The organism is Roseimaritima multifibrata, from assembly GCF_007741495.1.
GTDB classification, from domain to species: domain Bacteria; phylum Planctomycetota; class Planctomycetia; order Pirellulales; family Pirellulaceae; genus Roseimaritima; species Roseimaritima multifibrata.
Genome location: NZ_CP036262.1, coordinates 2,027,951 through 2,046,328 on the forward strand (window position 1 = coordinate 2,027,951; position 18,378 = coordinate 2,046,328).

An 18,378-nucleotide genomic window follows, 5' to 3' on the forward strand; every position below is an offset into this window, starting at 1 on the left:
GAAGAAGGAACTGTCAATTTGCTGGAAACTACGGTTTCGGTTCCACGATTTTCCATTGAGAATTGTTGTAGCCGATGTAGTCGTCTTCAATTGGTCCAACTTGTTCTTCTTTCCATAGGGCAATAATCGTTATATAGTCACCAAAACGAATCGCGCTCCCTGGACTTAATGAGCTACCTCGTTTGGTGATTTGGTATCTATAGTCACTTTTACTTTCATCACCTGGGGCATATTGAATGATCGAACGTTTTTGGTACCAAGATCCGTAGGTGCCCCGTGCGCCGCCGTATTTGATTGTAAGTTTGTCGTTTGAATTTAAGTCGCTGCCGTCGCCAAAGAATCGAAGGTTGTCTGCTGCAGACTCGCTTCTGCTCATCTTGGGATACGTGGTCCCCTCGTCCGACGCATAGATCCATCCGCCATTGGAATTTTGGAGTCGAAACTTCCCGTTTCGTTTGACAACTTCACCGTATTCGCTTTCCTTGTGTACGACGCTCTTCGCGATTTCTTGCTTAATTAGTTGTTCAAGTTCGGCTTGCCGAGCGGTTGTTAAACCTGGGAACTTCCACAATGGGATCAGCCCGTTACTGGAGTTTCCAAAATCGACCAATGCTTGTTGATGATCTTTAGCGACTTTATCTTTCCAGTCGCGATAAGACTCTACGTCAATGCTCGATTGTTGGTTAAGTGTGCCTCCGCCTCCATAATTACTGAAGGTCTGGTTCTCTGAAATCGTCTTGGTCAATGTCGAGGACTTTGCCGTAACGTTGGCAGCTGCATTGAAAATTTTGTATGCCGCTTTAACTCCGGTTTCGATGCTTGATGTCGTCGCTGTTTCTGTTTCGTCGATGTAGGATTCAAAGGAAATTCGCCCGCCAAAATCTGCTTCGTTGATGTAATGAGTGCCGTATAAATCGATAATGTTACGCACATCACCTTCTTCGATTTTCTTCAATGCTGCTTTTAAAGGTGTTTTGGTTTTGAGCGTTGCAGCGTAGATTTTTAAGACATCGTTTAACATCACAAAAGAGGTTTTCGTGGATCCCGAATTTGAACTGTTTACGCCAACAGAAACGGATGCGGAAAAAAGACCTAAACCGACGCCTGCTTCTACGTTGGATGCTAATGAATTCGAATATGAAGATGCGTCGGTTCCACTCCGCACGTTGATTTCAGTTGCTCCGCCAGCATACGGTCGGTAGAAGTAATCTTCCCGACTTTTGAGATCAAAAAGCGGGTTTTTAACTGCGGTTGGATCCGCATACTTTTTTGTTGCGTCGTAGCCACGCCCCAAGACCATTTGGATGGTTTCGTCGTGGGCCGTGAGAGGCGGTGTTGGAGCTGGTGTCGGAGCGGTTGGAGTTACAACGGCCGAGATGTCGGGCTGTTCGGAATCATCGACTATTTTCAACCCGAACAAACCGAGAGCTTCCTCTCCTTCGTTTGTTTTTAGTTTCAATGTGAGGCTGACCAATGCTTGCTTCATCGGCTTCAGCGGCAATGTCGATTTGGGATCGATCTGCCAATTGTTCAGCAGCGAATCGACGCCTAGTTCTGTAAGCTTCTTTTCATAGTCTTCTTGCAAAAGCTCCAGTGAAATCGGGATGTCGATCAGCATCATTGGGGTTTGTTCATTCACCTTGGTGTAAGTGATCGGTGCGGACGTTTCTAGCCGTAGTTCTTTCGTCGCAGAATTCGCTTCCGGCGAAATCTCCGTATTCGATCCGTCGGATTCTCGGACGATTAGGCGAACTTCGATGGTGGCTTTGCTTGTGGAGGGCTTGGGGGGCGTTGGCGAGGGCGCAACGCCAACAGGTTTGGCGGCGGTCGCTGACGTCGATGCGTCATTTGCACTTTTTTGCTTGGCATCAACGAACCCCAGATGGCCGATAACACGCAAGTTCTTCGATAGGGAACGCTGCGAATCAAATCGGATGGTTAGATGTTTGATATTGGAAGCGTGACTACTAATCCCTATGGAGTTTGATAAATGGTCAAAAACGCGCGCGATATGGGTTCCCGTTGGTTCATCGAAATACCCGACGTCGGCGCCGTTGCTTTGGAGGATTGGCGAAAGCTTTTGCCACGATTTTTTGGACAGGCTTTCCAGTCCATCGCTGTCACTTTGGAACGCGATTAAGTCGAAGATGGAAGGAGCCAGGTCCGTTACAGACCGCTTGGGGAATAGCGGTACCAGGGGACCCTTGGCCGCGATTCCAGTGCTGATCACCTGGTCGTTGAGATCAAAGGTCATCAGTTCCGGCTGCACGAAGTACTTAGCGTGTTCGGATGCCGGAATATTGACGTCTGCCAAATTGATTGACGGCAGTTCGAGCGATTTCGCCGACGCTTTTTTACCGGATTCAGCAAGTAGGATGGGCTGCGATTTTGTGTCATGAGGCTTGATCCCCCACAGTCGACCTTGAAAGTTCTTTACCTTGTCATCGTTCTTCGCCTGCCACTCCACGACAGGTTGCATCCCGACTCGGAGGCTTGCTGGCGCCCGTTGCAGGCGGGTAAGGGCGGTCTGGCTGACCTCGAGAACATCGGTTGGAGTGATTTGAGGCGGTGTGCCAGTGGCAGCGTTAGTCGTCGAAACGGCTCCGGATCCAGGGCCTGTCGCTGGCTGGTTTGGCTGGCTGCCAGGCCCTTGATTCCCCAGGGACGTGGAGGAATTGCCGTTCAATTTGGCAAGTAACGCAGCGAGGATTTGCTCCACGATGGGATGCGACGCTCTGGACTTCGGTGTATTGGCTAGGGAAGTACCAGACGGAACGTTTCCGCCGCCACTCGGCGTTCCTCCACCGCTCTGCGGGCCACCTGCACCTGGCGGTCTACCGCGAATGGGGATTGGAAAGAATGAAGGCTGATTTCCCTTTGGAGTCGTATTATTGACCAAGGTGGTTGGATCGACGCCTGGACTGCCGTCGTCATCGTCTTCCTTTGGAGGATTCGCTGGCGCTGGGGCGGGTGGTTCGGGGAGTATTGTTTCGGGCTCGGGAGTCGCTGGCGTCGGAGGTACGGTAGGATCGCTGTTTGTAGCTGGCAGTTCCAGGCCTGGGTGCCATTGAAATCGCTGCAATGCCGACGGGGCATTGACCACCACTTTTCCGGTTTCGTCGCGGTGTGCGGGAGGAATCAGACGGATTTCGTTCAGCGAAGTACGGTCCAGTTGGCTGTCGATACTGTCGTAGACGACCACGTCATCGACCTCCAATGTGACTCGCTGCAATGCGGTTCGGTCGGGGATAGCGTTGAATGGTTCATTGCTACCGATCACACCAATTTGAAACGCGTTAAGCTGTCCATCGGCAAGCCCGATTTCCACCGGATCGTTTAGCAGGTCGGCTTCGCTTAATTCAAACGTCTGCATATTGCTTGAATCTTCGAGGACCGAATTTTCTGAAGAGAGCAGAAGTTTGCTTCCACCAAGATCAAGAAACAACGGATTTTTGGTTCCTGCACGGTCGCTTGTTGCCGCAACCAAATGGACTCGCACACGTTTAGCGCGTTTGTCAGCCTGGCGTTGCGTTAACGGGGCGAGCCCTTTGTGGTATTCAACCAGACTTGGGTAAATTCCAATGAATTTGCCACCAATGCTTTGTATCCGGTCGCTTAGAGAAAGGAGAGCTTGCTGTTTGTCATCTAGTTCCCTGGTTTCATCTGGACTGGCTAGTCCCGTCTGAATGAGCGCTTGCAATTGGTCGACTTCATCTGCCAATACATCTCTGGAAGGGAGAAGACTTGTCAGTATTTCTTGGTTGTTCGTGTTTTCCAATTGAGCGCTCTTGTTGAACTGAGCATTCGATGCGAGCAATTGGTCATTGACGTCGATCTTATATCCAGCAATTTCCCAGTCGGATTCTCCTTTGGCGGCAAACCCGATTTGTCGAATGTCACCGACTTTTAATCCCGTTAATAAAGTGGACGAAGTCTTGAGGAGGTCGGAGGAATCAGCCGGGGCCGTTGCTGAAAATTCAAAGATTCGGCTTTCCCCAGCGGGGATGCCCCGTTCCGCCGAGCTTGAAGACGTGTTGGGAAGTGCGGCATAAAAAGGAATTCCAGCGGGGATTTCGCTTTGCAGTCGCAGCGGAAACCCCAGTCCCAGATGCAGATCGACCAGTTCGTCAATCGGTGCATCGGGACCTGCGGTGATAGTCACCCGGATGTTCTCAATAGGTTGATCAAAGGGAACATTGCCAAGAACGAATCCCTGCTTATCCGCTTCGGTTGCTTCGGAACCGCCTGTGGGGACCGAACTGGACAAGCCGTTTCCGGCAATCTGCGAAGGCTGATTCGTTTTGTCAGCGTTCAGTTGTTGCCAGCCAAAGTAACCGCCCGCCCCGATGGCTCCTGCCAATACCGCAGCGCCGCACCACTTCAGCAGTCCACTACCCGATGCTGGGGCAGTGGAGGCAATCGGAGCGGCGGCCTTTGGGGCTCCAGTCGGTCCTTCAATTGGTGGCTGCTGCGGCGATTCCAATCCTCGCGCAAGCTGACTGACAACCATGCTGCAGTCGTCGCAAACGGCGACATGAGCTGCAACTTGAGCATGAGCGGAGGCGTTTAGCTTCTTTGCGACAAATGCCTGCAAGTACTTAGGTTTCGGGCAACGTGGCATTTTTTCAGTCATAGAGAACGCTCTGCAGTCGGATGGGATCCGTTTGGATTTTGTCGGGGCAGTTCTTTCTTGGAGTGTCCTTTGGCCGCAAATCTTTAGCGGCGAAGGGCAGTCCGTCTGAGCTCTACGTGTTTACCATCCGAGGGATGCGAATCGTCGCCCAAGAAATTGGAAAAAAGAATAAAGAATGTGAAAAAATGTTTTCACGTTAAACGCAGAGGCTGATAGTCTCGGTTTGTGAATTTTTCCTCCGGTCGTCGACAGTGAGCCCTGTTTGGTCGTTAAGCTACCAACATGCCAGAGCACAGCCCCACCGCAGAGAGACTACTTCAGCAGGCGCAAGCCGGAGACGATTGTGCACTTGCATGTCTGTTCAATCAGCACCGCGGGCGGCTGCGGAATCTGCTTGCCTTTCGGATGGACAAACATTTGCATGCTCGTTTGGATCCCTCCGATATTTTGCAGGAATCGTTTCTGACGGTCGCCCGGCGGATAGGCGAATACGACCAGGAGACGAAGGTCAGTTTTTTTGTTTGGGTGCGAGCGATTACGATGGATCGGTTGCTATATGCCTATCGCCAGCACATCACCACGCAGAAGCGAGACGCACGCCGCGATCTCTCTCTTGAGTGTCAGGTTGGCGAAAACGCGACGAGCATGTCGATCGCCGTTGCTTTGCTTGCCAATGGGACGTCTCAACTTGGCCAGCTGATCCGGAAAGAGCAGACGGCAAAGCTGCTAGAGCGGTTGTCCGAAATGGACGCGGTGGATCAGGAGATTATTGCGATGCGAGTTTTTGAGGGGCTGACCAACGGCGAAGCGGCCGAGGCGCTTGATATAACCAAGCGAGCGGCCAGCAAAAGATTTGTTCGTGCGATTCGCCGTCTCCGTATTGTGATTTCGGATATTCCCGGAATGAAAAAGGTGCTTTGAGATGTCCACCGCCGGGGATGATTCGGATTTAGAGAACGAAATTGAAGTTCTGGTGGAACATTACTTGGAGATGGCGAGAAACGGCGTTGCGCCTTCGATCACAGAATTCGTCAATAGTCATGCTGAGTGTCAGCCCGAATTGCAGGAGATCTTAGAAACCGTCCATGCTGTTGGTCAGTTGCGGCCAGCCCTCTCCGCTCCGCCACCGTTGCCAATCCCCAAGGCTCCATCACCCGAAGTCGTTCCCGAAATCGATGGATATCGGATTTTGCGCACCGCAGGTCATGGTGGCATGGGAGTGGTATACGAAGCGATTCAGGTCTCCCTTGACCGTCGTGTTGCCTTGAAAATTCTGCCCAGCCGGCTGTTCCAGAACCATCACGCACGGGAACGGTTCCAAGTGGAAGCGAAAGCGGCGGCAGGTCTTCACCATAACCATATCGTCCCGGTTTTCGAAGTTCGCACACAAGGAAGTCATGCCTTTTACACGATGCAGTTCATCGAAGGCGAATCCCTGGACGAAGTGATCGTGCAACTGCGAAATCTACGGGCTGGTGCTGAAGGAAAGCCCAGCCGTGTCGATCGGCGCGAGCCTGCAGGAGCCGTCGATCTGGAGCCCTTAAACGCCGCCGTTACGCTGCGATCGGAAACGTTGGCCAGGACGTTGTTTGCCAAGCCTTTTTCCTCGAATGGGGATGACGCAGAAGTTGCACGTTCAAGTGATCGGAACCGCAAAACGACCGTTTCCCATATCGGCGCGACGACGAAGATCGATCGCCCACCCAGCAGTTCTGGATTGGTTGAACCGAGTAACAATCGCCTTTTCTTTCTAAACGTCGCTCGAATCGGAGTTCAGGTGGCTCAGGCGATTCACCATGCGCATCGACATGGCGTCATCCATCGTGATATCAAGCCATCGAACATCATGGTCGATTTGGATGGGAATGCATGGGTTACCGATTTTGGTTTGGCAAAGGTGGATGAACATGACTTGACCGGCGAAGGGGATATTGTAGGTACCCTGCGGTACATCGCTCCTGAACGATTTGCTGGAGTGTGCGATGAACGGAGTGACGTCTATTCCCTTGGGTTAACGTTATATGAGCTGATTTGCCAGCAGCCTGCCTTTGTGCAGAGTGATCGAATGGAGCTGGTTAAAAAAATCCAAGAAGGGAAATCGGACTCGCTGAAAATACTGAATAGCAAAGTCCCGCGGGACCTGCAGACGATCATCGAAAAATCGATCCATTCTGTACCTTCGCGCCGGTATCGATCGGCTGACGTTTTTGCAGAGGACTTGCAGCGTTTCTGCGAGGGGCGGCCGATCAACGCTCGACGTGTTGGTTCGATCGAAAAGTCTTGGCTGTGGTCTAAAAAGAATAGCGGTTTGGCCGCTGCGATTGTCATCGTCAGTATGTTGCTGGTCGTGGGGACCGTCGCATCGACCATGGCGGCCTTTCACTTTCATCGTCAGGAAGAAATTCAAAGCAATCTGGTCACCGTGACTCAAAAATTGGTTGCGGAAAAGCAATTGCTGGTGGACGCAAAACAACAGGAAGCGAATAAGGCGAGGAAGCTCCGCAATGAAGCACTCCACGATGCTTACATAGCCGATATTCGCCAGGCAAGCGTCGACACGCAAACCGGTCAAATTTACCGCCTGTTGACTTCGCTCAAGGGATACCTTCCCTCTGAATCCCAGCCCGATATCCGTGGATGGGAATGGCATCATCTGATGTCACTTGCCAATCAGGCGGACGCGACTCTTTTCGATTTCGAAGGGGCGGTCACGCAGATTAAATGGTCCGCCGATGGAACAGAGTTTTACAGTTGCGGAACCGATGGCAAATTGAGGACATGGGATCGGAATGGAAAACCGGTAAGGCATATTTCCATACCGGGGTTGAAACAATTCTCCGTCAACGCAGAGAACACTCAGTTTGCGACCGTGAGCGATGATCCTGTCGTACGTTTTTGGGACGTCGAAAGTGGCGAACTAAAACAAACGATTCGCGTCGGCGACCGACCATTGACCAGCGTGGCTTGGAAATATGGCTCCTTGGTTGCGGTGGCAAGTCCTCCGGGAAGCAACCGATCCGCGTCTGAAGTGATTCTGCTTGAACGTCACACCGAAGCGATTCTATTCCGGCACGCAGGGAATGAAACGGAGGTCGATTGGCTGGAAATCAGTCCGCAGGGGACCGGTTTGGCGATCGCCGGACACGGGATGGGCGTCGCCATTTCGTTTCTTGGCCAGAAAACCCCCGTCGTTATCAACGGACCATTTGTCAAACACTGGAACGATACGACCAGCATCGCCTGGCATCCCGACGGACGCCGGTTTGCCGTCGGGTTCGATACGCGCGGAGTCGTCGTTTATGAGATTGATCGTTCTGCGTACCATCCGACGCAGCTGTTTCAGTTGGATGAAGACTCGACGCCCGATGCGTTGGAATTCACTCCTGACGGGAAATCACTAATCGTTGGAACCCGCAGCCAACGGATCGATATCTATGATCTGGAATCAAAACAAAGGACGCGGTCGTTTCCCGGCCATTTGCGCAGTATCTCGGATTTGGCGGTGCATCCAACCGATCCGTTGGTCGTTTCCGCCTCTGGCGATGGAACGATTCGATTTTGGAACCTGGATAACGAACCGGAACGCAACATCGTTGCGGATGATCCAATCGAATATCACAACCAAGGAGAAAGTCCCGACAAGCAATGGACCTGGAAAATCGAAAAGGATGTTCTCTCGGTGTACGAAGCAGGGTCGGATCAACCGGCGTCGCAAATGTTTGTAAGAGCCGATGCCGCGAGGGCGATGTTCTTGCCCGATATCAATCAGGCAGTGTTCTGGGCCGACGGTGGAAGTTCTGGGCCACGATATACCTCGGTGGTCGATTTTAAGAATGATTCCGTCTGGTCGTTGAGTGGGTTCGGCGGAGCAAGGCCGTATGCGGATATCAAAGGTGGTTTTATGGTCGTCGCCATGCATGCAGACATTTATCTTTTTAACCTGCTTGATGGAACGATGAATCAATTCTCTGCGGCAACGACACAGGATGGTGCGGTGTTTACAGACGTGGGGGTCGCATTGAGTCCCCTGGGGAAAATGTTGGTGACCGGTTCGGATGGAGAGGTCAAAATCTGGGACACGGAGGAACGTCGCGTATTGGCTAGCTTGTACGGCCATCAACCCGGAACGCCTATGTCGATCATTGTCTGGAGCCATGGCAGCCCCTTGTTTGCAACGGGTAGTCGGGATCAGACCATTTGTATTTGGGATTCCATGGAGCGGCGGTTGGTGCGAACCTTGCATGGCCTGCAGGGGCCACCCTCCATGGACCTGTTCGGTTTTGATGCCAGCAATACACGTTTTGCTTCGGCGGATGGGACGCATTTGAAAATCTGGGAAATCGCTTCGGGCCGCGAACTTCTTTCGTTGCCGCTGGACGAAGATGCCTCGAGTGTTTTTCATGCCTTTCAGACGCAGCCCGCAGCGGATGCGAAATCGGTCTCCAATGAAAAATTGCAGTTTGCTGTACTCGATAAGTGCGATTCGATCTCGGCCGCTGTCAGTGAACGGGAGGAGTTTGAGTTTCGATCCGCCTATCGGCTGGCAATCAACTTGCTCGCCAAGTCTAGGCTGCCGACCTATGATCCGGTGCGTGGCTTGACGCTTGCAGAACGGGCTTCGGAGCTTCGTCCGCTGCTGTGGCAAACGTGGTTTCTTCGCGGGGTGGCAAATTATCGTTTGGGGCGTTGGGAAGAAGCACGCCGCGTTCTAAAAATGGCAATCGATTCAGATGGCGAACATGACCAGGTCGGATTTTTGTTGGATCAATTGTGTGCAAGTGAACTTCGTAAATCAGAAACCCCGGTCGACGCTGTGGAGATTGCAAGTCGGATGTGGAGCAAGGCGTCAGCCGCAGGCGACGAACTGCGTCCCTTGGTGCAGCACCTTGCACGTGAAATCATTGCAGAGGAGGCGGAGCCCGCCAAGCATTCTGAACAAGTTGTGACCACATTGACGGATGAGCTTGATTTTACGAATGACGATCTGTCGATGCGCGAGGCGTTCTTTTTGACGCCAGAAAATGGGGTCATTACCTTCGGTGTCGAAGGGACCATCGAACTGACGTTGGGAACCATCAAAATGGATCGTTCGGTCGACCTTCTAGGTCCCGGTAAAGATCGCTTGCACATTAGTGGAGCGGGACGCACGACTCTCTTCGAACTGAATAATTTCGACCCTGATGAACTTGCTGAAGTGCGAATGGCTGATCTGCATTTGACAAGGGGCTATTCCGGCGATGCGGTTGCCGGAGAAGAAAAAAACAATATTGGCCGTGGTGTGATTCATGTGCATGAGTCTCTGCAGTTAGAGAATTGCTTGTTGGATGACCATCGAACACCACGCGGTTTGGGAGGAGCGGTTTACGTTTGTAAAGATGCAAAACTAGAAGTGAGCGGATGCTCGTTTCGTAATAATATGGCGACCGCTGGAGGCGCGATTTTCTCATCGACTCAGAGCTCGATAAAAGTGCAGGACTGCACTTTTATCGGCAACAAGGAAGTTCTGAAGCGCGCCGAAGCGGGGAGCGCGATTCGAGGGGGGGGCGACGTCCATCTGGTTAACTGCACCTTTGCACGCAACCATGCTGGAAATGGCGGGGCGGTTAGTTTGACGACGCGGGAAAGTACCGTGCTTATCGAAAATTGCACGTTTTCAGAAAACGTTGGTGGGGGAATTTTTTCGTACCGGTATCCGACTCCGCCTCAGACTTGGGATTTGTCGGCGACAAACTGCATCTTCTATGGGAATGTTTCCGAAGAGGGCGAACCCCTGGATATCTGGTCAAACGATCAAGTGCATGTCAAGGTTTCTTATTCGATTGTTGGTGCAGACCGCGGTGGATTTATCGATGCCGGCGGCAACGTGCGGGATGCCGATCCGCTTTTGCAAGCGTTGGGGGACAACGGAGGATCGACGTTGACCTACGGGTTGGGCAAGGGAAGCCCCGCTATTGATGCGGGAAGCGAGATCCAGCAGAAGTATGATCAACGTGGCTCCGCTTATGCACGCCGGGTCGATGGGGATTTGGATGGTGTTGAAACGACGGATATCGGAGCGTTCGAATATCAACCCGTTGAAGAATCGTCCGACAGGGCGGAAGCGGACGCCCCGTAAAATATCCTGCAACGGCCGATTGCGAGAAGACTGGTTTTGCCACCGAAACGTGCCGCTGGCGATTCCGCTCAGTTGGCAGGCTGCTTAGTGTGCCCCAAGCAGAACCACCCGAATTAAACGCTCGCCCAAACACAAAGCCATTGCGAAACCAATGACCGTGAAACCGGGACGGTCACTGCGTTAACTCGCCTGGGGGGATGGCGTTTGAGAGTCGCTCTTGGAGGAGCCGCAGATCGCGGCCGCTAAATCATCGTCCTGGTTGACGTCGACCCAGCGAAGATCGACCACGATCGAATCGCCATCGGCTTCGGTCAGCAACGCGGGGGACTGCGACATCAGTTGCTTTTGCCATTCCAACGCCGACAGCTGCGAATGTTTCAACCGGAGTTGATAGGAGGGGAGCTGATAAGGTTGTCCGGCAACCAAGCTGGCTGAATCGTTGGTTATCTTGCACTCGCCAATCTTCCCCCCCTCTTGTTCGGTCGACGCGGCAAACCGGATCGCCAAGTTTTGAGCTCGATGGTTAAGGTTTTCCTGGGACACTTCCAACATGTCCGACAATGGAGTTGGCTGTTGCAGCGCCGTTAGCATCATCGCCCACGTCGAGTGGGAGCCACAGACGGCGGGCCACAACGGGGAGGCCGCGAGGTCCTGGATCGCCTGTGCCGAACCGCAGATGAGGCCGCATTCGGGGCCGGAAATCAGGCCGTTTCCTGAAACGATCACCACGTCGGATTCGCCCGCAAGGGTTTGTGCGATCGTGGGTGGGGTTGGCGAAACCGATTCCGGCAGGGGATGCACTGTGGCGTCGGCCAAGATTCGGACGACCAAGCACTTCCGTTCTTTTGCGGGCAGTTCCATTTTGTCCATGTCACCGGCGACGATGATGATGTCCCCTTCTTTGGGGGCGGCTCGCTGCCAGTCCGCTGTTGTCGTTCCTTCGCTGGACCCTAGTTCGCGGACTTGTGTTTTCGAAGCTGCCAGCAGGTCGGGCAGAACAATTCCGCTGGGCATCTGCAGTGCACAGCATCGCGGAATGAAGATCGTCGCACCGGATAAGGAGGCTAGGTTTGCGATCGCTAGGACCGCTCCTTCCACACTGCCCGCTACGAGTAGGTCTTCGGATTTGATTTGTTCGCATGCGCGCTGTGCCTGCATTTTCCAATACTCATGCGCATTGGTCCGAGCCGCCCGGAAAGCTGCCAGCGGTTCCGTTCCAGCAGCGATGACCGCTGGAAGCAAAGGAGGCCCTTCGACATTGCCCCCCTGAGCGATCCCGGATGCATTGATTAAGGTTCCGTCCCCCAGCGAAAACCGCCGTCCCCATTGTTGTTGGACCTCCGATTTCGCTTGGTCCCAGACACGCGTAGCCGCTTGCGGCAGTTCCTGCAGCAGTGAATTCGCACGGGTACGGAATTGCCGGACGGTGTCAGGGTTCGTTAACTGTTCCGCGACGTCGCTGAGTTGGCGTTTCAGTAAATCGACAGTCCAGTGCGGGATCGCCATCGGATTGTGCTCGTCTTTCATGGAGGCCGGAAATAATTCAGTTGCCCGTAAAGGGACTGTGGGGACATCCCATTGTAACTGAAACGGTAAAAAAGACTTCTCCCCCCGTGAAGCGGACGGAGGTAACCGTTGTTCCGGTTGTGAAGTCTTGGTTCTCCCACGGGAGGGGAAGGAGTAAGTGATGGTTGCCGCAGACACCGTTCGTGTGCGGCAAGGCGTCAGAAGAATGATCTGAAATTAGAAGTGCCCACCCTCAGCGTGTTGCCTCCGGTTCGCCCCCCCCCCCGTCTCAAGCCAGCGGAACAATTGGGCCGATTGTTCGAGACTGCTCGTTGCCCGAGCTTTTTGGCTGGCGCATTACGTCGATTCCATTGCGGAAGCTCTCTGTTTTGCCGGAAGCAAGTGACAGGTCGGAAGTGTCCGCCGGAGCGGCATCGCTGTCGCTCTTTGATCCGGCCTACTTTTATGCTTGAGGGAGGGCCAGCCCGCCGGAGCGGCATCGCTGTCGCTCTTTGATCCGGCCTACTTTTATGCTTGAGGGAGGGCCAGCCCGCCGGAGCGGCATCGCTGTCGCTCTTTGATCCGGCCTACTTTTATGCTTGAGGGAGGGCCAGCCCGCCGGAGCGGCATCGCTGTCGCTCTTTGATCCGGCCTACTTTTATGCTTGAGGGAGAGCCAGCCCGCCGGAGCGGCATCGCTGTCGCTCTTTGATCCGGCCTACTTTTATGCTTGAGGGAGAGCCAGTCCGCCGGAGCGGCATCGCTGTCGCTCTTTGATTCGGCCTACTTTTATGCTTTGAGGGAGAGCCAGCCCGCCGGAGCGGCATCGCTGTCGCTCTTTGATCCGGCCTACTTTTATGCTTGAGGGAGAGCCAGCCCGCCGGAGCGGCATCGCTGTCGCTCTTTGATCCGGCCTACTTTTATGCTTTGAGGGAGAGCTAGTCCGCCGGAGCGGCATCGCTGTCGCTCTTTGATCCGGCCTACTTTTATGCTTGAGGAGGGCAATTGGGGCCTTACTCATTTGCTGCCATGGCACTTCAGTTTCCAGCAGCGGTGAATCCGGCGGTTTCGGTAGTCTTCGGGGACTGTCTGTTGACTGATTTCGTGTTCGCTGGCCAGCTGAAACGGAGTGGGATCCCACTTAAAGCCGCGGAAGTTGTTGCTGAAATAGATCGTGCCGCCAGGACGCATCCAGGTGATCAGTTGCTGCAGCAATTGCACATGGTCGCGTTGTACATCCCAGTGTCCTTCGATCCGTTTGCTGTTGCTGAAGGTTGGCGGGTCAACCACTGCGATGTCGTAGCCGTCAACGACCGCTGGATTTTGTTTCATCTGTTTTCGGTCGGCGAGGAATTCAGGGACGCCGATTCGGTGGAACGTGTGATGAGGTTGCTGGAATCCGTTCAACGCCATATTTCTCTTAGCCCAGTCCAGATAGGTCCTGGACCAATCGACCGTGGTTGTTGAAGCGGCTGCCCCGTCGGCGGCGTAGACCGAAAAGGCACCCGTGTAGGCAAACAGGTTGAGGACGTGTTTCCCCTTCGATTCATCGCGGACCATCCCACGGGTGATCCGGTGATCGAGAAACAGCCCGGTGTCAACGTAATCCGAAAGATTAACGATAAACTTCAATCCCGCCTCGCCGACGATTTGTTCGTAGCGTTGGCCGTCGATCACTTCGTGCTGAGTGGTCCCTTCCTGACGCGAACGTTGTTTCAGGAAAGCATGTTCGGGGGCGACGCTCAAGCATTCCGCTGCGGCTAAACGGAGCTGTTCCAGCCAGTGGGCATGCTGAAACGGGGTGCGGGTATGAGGCCGCTCGTACTCGGTGATGTGCAAATGGTCGTCGTAACGGTCGACTACCAACGGAATTTCTGGAATATCTTTTTCGTATAAGCGAAAGCAATGGATGTCGCGGCGGGCTGGCCACCGCCTGAAGTGTCTTGCTCGTTTCACCAAGCGATTCTGGAAAGTCTCAATTTGAGAGGCTGTTTTTGCTTGTAGTTCTGCATTCTCCGAAGCCTCCGCAGAATCTTCGGGCTGGGAGCTGGCGGGTAAATTGGGTGGGTTGTTCGGGTCGTGCACTGAAAAAATCCTAAGAAGCCGAGGAAGCGACGTTATACCCTGCCGCGGCGCCATTGTGTTTCGCATTGTTTTTGTTACCATCCGAGACTCGCCGCGTGGCAGTTCCACGCGATTGCTAGCCAATTTTCCCGGAGACAGATGCTGGTGGGTACAAAACGAACAGGTAAGGGTCGCCGCAAAGTGGGTCGTAAGAAACGTCGTATGCGTGCAAAGATTCGTCATCGCAAGAAATAAGATATTTGTTGGTTAAGGGCTGCCCTGCGGTGGCCCGCTGTCTTTCCGATCGCTTTTGCTTAACGCATTCTGCGTCGACAGTTACTCGCCGCCCTTGTTCTGTTATTTCTGGTGCCTCATTTTATATGGGGTGCCAGCGAATTGCAGGGTGTGCGATTTGGCTGCGCGCTGGCAGGTGTGGTGTTGGCGTCGAGAGCATGTAACTGTTGCGGATTTTTTTGCTGATTTTTCTTTGATGTATGTGAGGGCGCTGTCTCTATCGGCGTCCCTTCCGCCCACTTGATATGTAAGGTGCTGCCCCAGTGAGTTCAGATCCATTTGGTGCCCGCGATACGTTTGAAACTGGTAGCGGACCTGCTGCTATTTACCGTCTTAGTCGCTTGCAGGACGCTGGCCTTGGCGAGATCGATCGCCTTCCTTTCTCGATCCGAATTCTGCTGGAAGCGGTCCTTCGCAATTGCGATGGATTTGCGATCACGGAAGAGGACGTGAAGAATTTGGCGGGCTGGAATGCCGCTTCGCCTGCCAAGCAAGAGATCCCTTTCAAGCCGTCGCGGGTCGTTTTGCAGGACTTCACTGGCGTTCCTGCCGTTGTTGACTTGGCTGCGATGCGGAGTGCCATGCAGCGATTGGGAGGCGATCCTGAAAAGATCAACCCTCTGATCCCCGTCGATTTGGTGATCGACCATAGCGTCCAAGTCGATTTCTTTGGCTCCGACGGAGCCCTTAAGAAGAACGTCGACATCGAATTTCAGCGGAACCGTGAACGTTACGAGTTCCTGAAATGGGGCCAGCACGCTTTTGCGAACTTCCGTGTGGTCCCTCCGAATGTCGGGATCGTTCACCAGGTCAACCTTGAATACTTGGCCAGCGTGGTTTCGCTGCGAGAAACCGGTGATGGATTGGTCGCGATGCCCGATTCGTTGGTCGGAACCGACAGTCACACCACCATGATCAACGGCCTGGGCGTTTTGGGCTGGGGAGTTGGCGGGATCGAAGCCGAAGCAAACATGCTTGGCCAACCGCTGTACATGCTGATGCCCGAAGTGGTCGGTTTTGAATTGACGGGATCGATGCCTCCGGGAACGACCGCAACCGATCTGGTTCTGCAAGTGACTGAAGTCCTTCGCAACGAAGGCGTCGTCGGTAAATTTGTCGAATTCTATGGTCCTGGCGTCTCTCACATGAGCTTGGCCGACCGGGCAACCCTGGCCAATATGGCTCCTGAGTATGGGGCCACGATGGGGTTCTTCCCTGTCGATGACGTCACACTTGACTACCTGCGGATGACAGGACGTGACGAAAAGCAGATCGAACTGGTTGAACGTTACACCAAAGAACAGGGACTGTTCCGTCGGGATTCGGACAAACCACTGACCTATACAAAAACTTTGGGACTGGACCTGGCGTCGGTCGAGCCAAGTTTGGCTGGCCCGAAACGGCCGCAAGATCGTATTGCCCTAAGCAATATGAAGAAAGACTTCAACGATTCGCTGACCGCACCTGTTGGGGCGAAAGGCTTCGGACTGAAAACCGAAGAATTGGAGCGGACCGGAACGCTGGAACAAAGCGGTACGAAGAGCGAATTGCATCATGGAGCGGTTGTCATCGCTGCAATCACCTCCTGCACCAACACCAGTAATCCTTCGGTCATGATCGGAGCGGGAATGGTCGCCAAGCGGGCGGCTGAAAAAGGCCTTCGGGTTCCTGCACATGTAAAGACAAGTTTGGCTCCGGGATCGCGAGTCGTCACCGATTACCTGGATCGTGCCGGGCTGACCGAATCGCTTCAGGCATTGGGTTTCCACACCGTCGGTTACGGATGTACCACCTGCATCGGTAACAGTGGGCCTCTGCCAGAACCTGTTGCAAACGCGATCACGTCGGGAGACTTGGTCGCTTCGGCCGTCCTCAGTGGCAACCGCAACTTTGAAGGTCGCGTCAATCCTCTGACTCGAGCTAACTACTTGGCAAGTCCTCCATTGGTCGTCGCGTATGCTTTGGCCGGCACAACCGATATCGATCTGACCACCGATCCAATCGGGCAGGATCAAGACGGAAAGGATGTCTTCTTGAAAGATATCTGGCCGACCAACGAAGAAGTGACCGAGGCCGTCCGGGCGTCGGTTTTGCCCGAAATGTTCGTCGATGAATATTCCAAGGCCGTTGCCGGCGACGCACACTGGAACGCAATCGAAGTCGAGCAATCGGCTTTGTTCGAGTGGAAAGATTCCAGCACCTACATCCAAGAACCTCCATTCTTGGCGGAATTGACCGACACCGTTCCAGACATTGCTCCGATCCGTAAAGCTCGAGTTTTGGCATTGCTAAATGATTCGGTCACCACCGATCACATTTCGCCTGCCGGAGCAATCGCACAAGATGGACCCGCAGGTCGTTACCTACAAGAAAAAGGTATCGAACCACGTGAATTCAACAGTTTCGGTAGCCGCCGTGGGAATGACCGCGTTATGGTTCGCGGAACTTTTGCAAACATCCGGATTCGAAATCAATTGGCACCAGGCACCGAAGGTGGAGTGACCCGCAAGTTGCCCGGTGAAGAAGTGATGAGCATCTACGATGCGGCACAGAAGTACGCAGAAGAGGGAACTCCGCTGATCGTCCTGGCTGGCAAAGAGTACGGTACCGGCAGTAGCCGTGACTGGGCGGCCAAGGGGACTTTCTTGCTGGGGGTTAAAGCGGTCATCACGGCAAGTTATGAACGTATCCATCGCAGCAACTTGGTCGGCATGGGGGTCCTCCCATTGCAATTTGCCGATGGTCAAACCTGGGAGTCTCTCGGGTTGACCGGGGAAGAAACCTACGACATTCCAGACCTTTCGAATGACCTGGAACCACGTAGTCAGGTCACCGTTACGGCAACCGCTGCGGATGGATCGAGCAAGGCATTCCAGTGTGATGTCCGTATCGATACTCCCGTCGAAATGCAGTACTACCGCAACGGTGGTATCCTGCACACGGTTCTGCGAAGCCTAGCAAAAGAAGCTTAATCAAGCCGCTTTAGCGGTCTGGTTAGAATCTTGCATATCGATTTAAAAACAAATGCCGTCGCATCGCGACGGCATTTGTCGTAGATAGCCTTCCCTGGTCCGCACTGTGAACATTTCTGCCATTCGTCATGTGGTCACCGGACGTTCAGGATTGCCGGCGGAAGAGCCCTGCAGGTTCGCTCTACTCACTCCGGTTGTTCACTGCCCTGCATTCGCGGTCAGTGGTCCTTGATTGGCATTTGCGGCAGTGAAGAACGCTGTCGGGCCCTGTGCAATTGCTGTCGGTGGGGACGTGAATCAATAAGTGACGGTTTCCGAGGGGAATTGCTGCTGTGCGGCAATGCCATCAGAAATCCCAACCCGCTGCGTCAGCGAGGGACCGGGAACACGGTCTGCCCTCGCTCGCTGACGGACTCGTTGATTTGATCGAAAGCGGAATAGTTTGTCGCCTTTCGGTCCGCGAAAGTAGCTTTAAGGGAGCGTTCTTTCACGTCTCTGTTCGTTGAAGTGGTGGGTGCTGGAAGCACTTTCCGTATCATCCATGTAGTTGATAGAAACCGACTAATGTGACTTCACGCCCTGAGATGTGAACACGTTTTGCGTGTTGAATCGCAATGCCCCAGTTAAGGACGTCTGGTTGAACCGGAACCTAGGGCGGTTGATTTGTATATTGGGTTCAAACCTTCTTTTTCGAACATGCGGAGAAGATCAAGTTTTCATTTTGGCAAGGCCTTACTGATAAGAGCGTGCTATTTTTGATGACCGGATAAGACCGATCATGTTATTGGTAGCCCA

General features: G+C 53.6%; 6 protein-coding genes. 3 read left to right on the plus strand and 3 right to left on the minus strand.

Annotated elements, in window-relative coordinates; translation table 11 throughout:
• Positions 1-28 precede the first annotated feature (28 nt).
• Positions 29-4,621 (minus strand): MAC/perforin domain-containing protein, encoded by a 4,593-nt coding sequence (locus FF011L_RS07405; RefSeq protein ID WP_145351008.1) that lies wholly within the window; start codon positions 4,619-4,621, stop codon positions 29-31.
• A 294-nt stretch (positions 4,622-4,915) separates the two neighbouring features.
• Here FF011L_RS07405 and FF011L_RS07410 point away from each other — a divergent pair, with 294 nt between their 5' ends.
• Together FF011L_RS07410 and FF011L_RS07415 are read left to right on the plus strand one after the other, a co-directional pair.
• Positions 4,916-5,554, plus strand: coding sequence for a sigma-70 family RNA polymerase sigma factor (locus FF011L_RS07410; protein ID WP_145351009.1), 639 nt, complete (start codon positions 4,916-4,918; stop codon positions 5,552-5,554).
• A 1-nt stretch (position 5,555) separates the two neighbouring features.
• On the plus strand, positions 5,556-10,748 hold the full coding sequence (locus FF011L_RS07415; RefSeq protein WP_145351010.1) for a protein kinase domain-containing protein: 5,193 nt from the start codon (positions 5,556-5,558) through the stop codon (positions 10,746-10,748).
• Positions 10,749-10,928: 180 nt separating this feature from the next.
• Here the strand turns inward: FF011L_RS07415 and FF011L_RS07420 are convergent, their stop codons facing one another.
• Entirely contained in the window at positions 10,929-12,275 is a 1,347-nt protein-coding gene (locus FF011L_RS07420) for a PLP-dependent aminotransferase family protein (RefSeq protein WP_145351011.1), read from the minus strand.
• Between the two features lie 995 nt (positions 12,276-13,270).
• A complete protein-coding gene (locus FF011L_RS07425) occupies positions 13,271-14,338 on the minus strand; it encodes a class I SAM-dependent methyltransferase (RefSeq protein WP_246109794.1) in 1,068 nt (355 codons plus the stop codon).
• Between the two features lie 536 nt (positions 14,339-14,874).
• Between FF011L_RS07425 and acnA the strand changes: the two genes are divergently transcribed.
• Complete coding sequence (gene acnA, locus FF011L_RS07430) at positions 14,875-17,583, plus strand: aconitate hydratase AcnA (RefSeq protein ID WP_145351012.1); 2,709 nt, start codon at positions 14,875-14,877, stop codon at positions 17,581-17,583.
• Positions 17,584-18,378 lie beyond the last annotated feature (795 nt).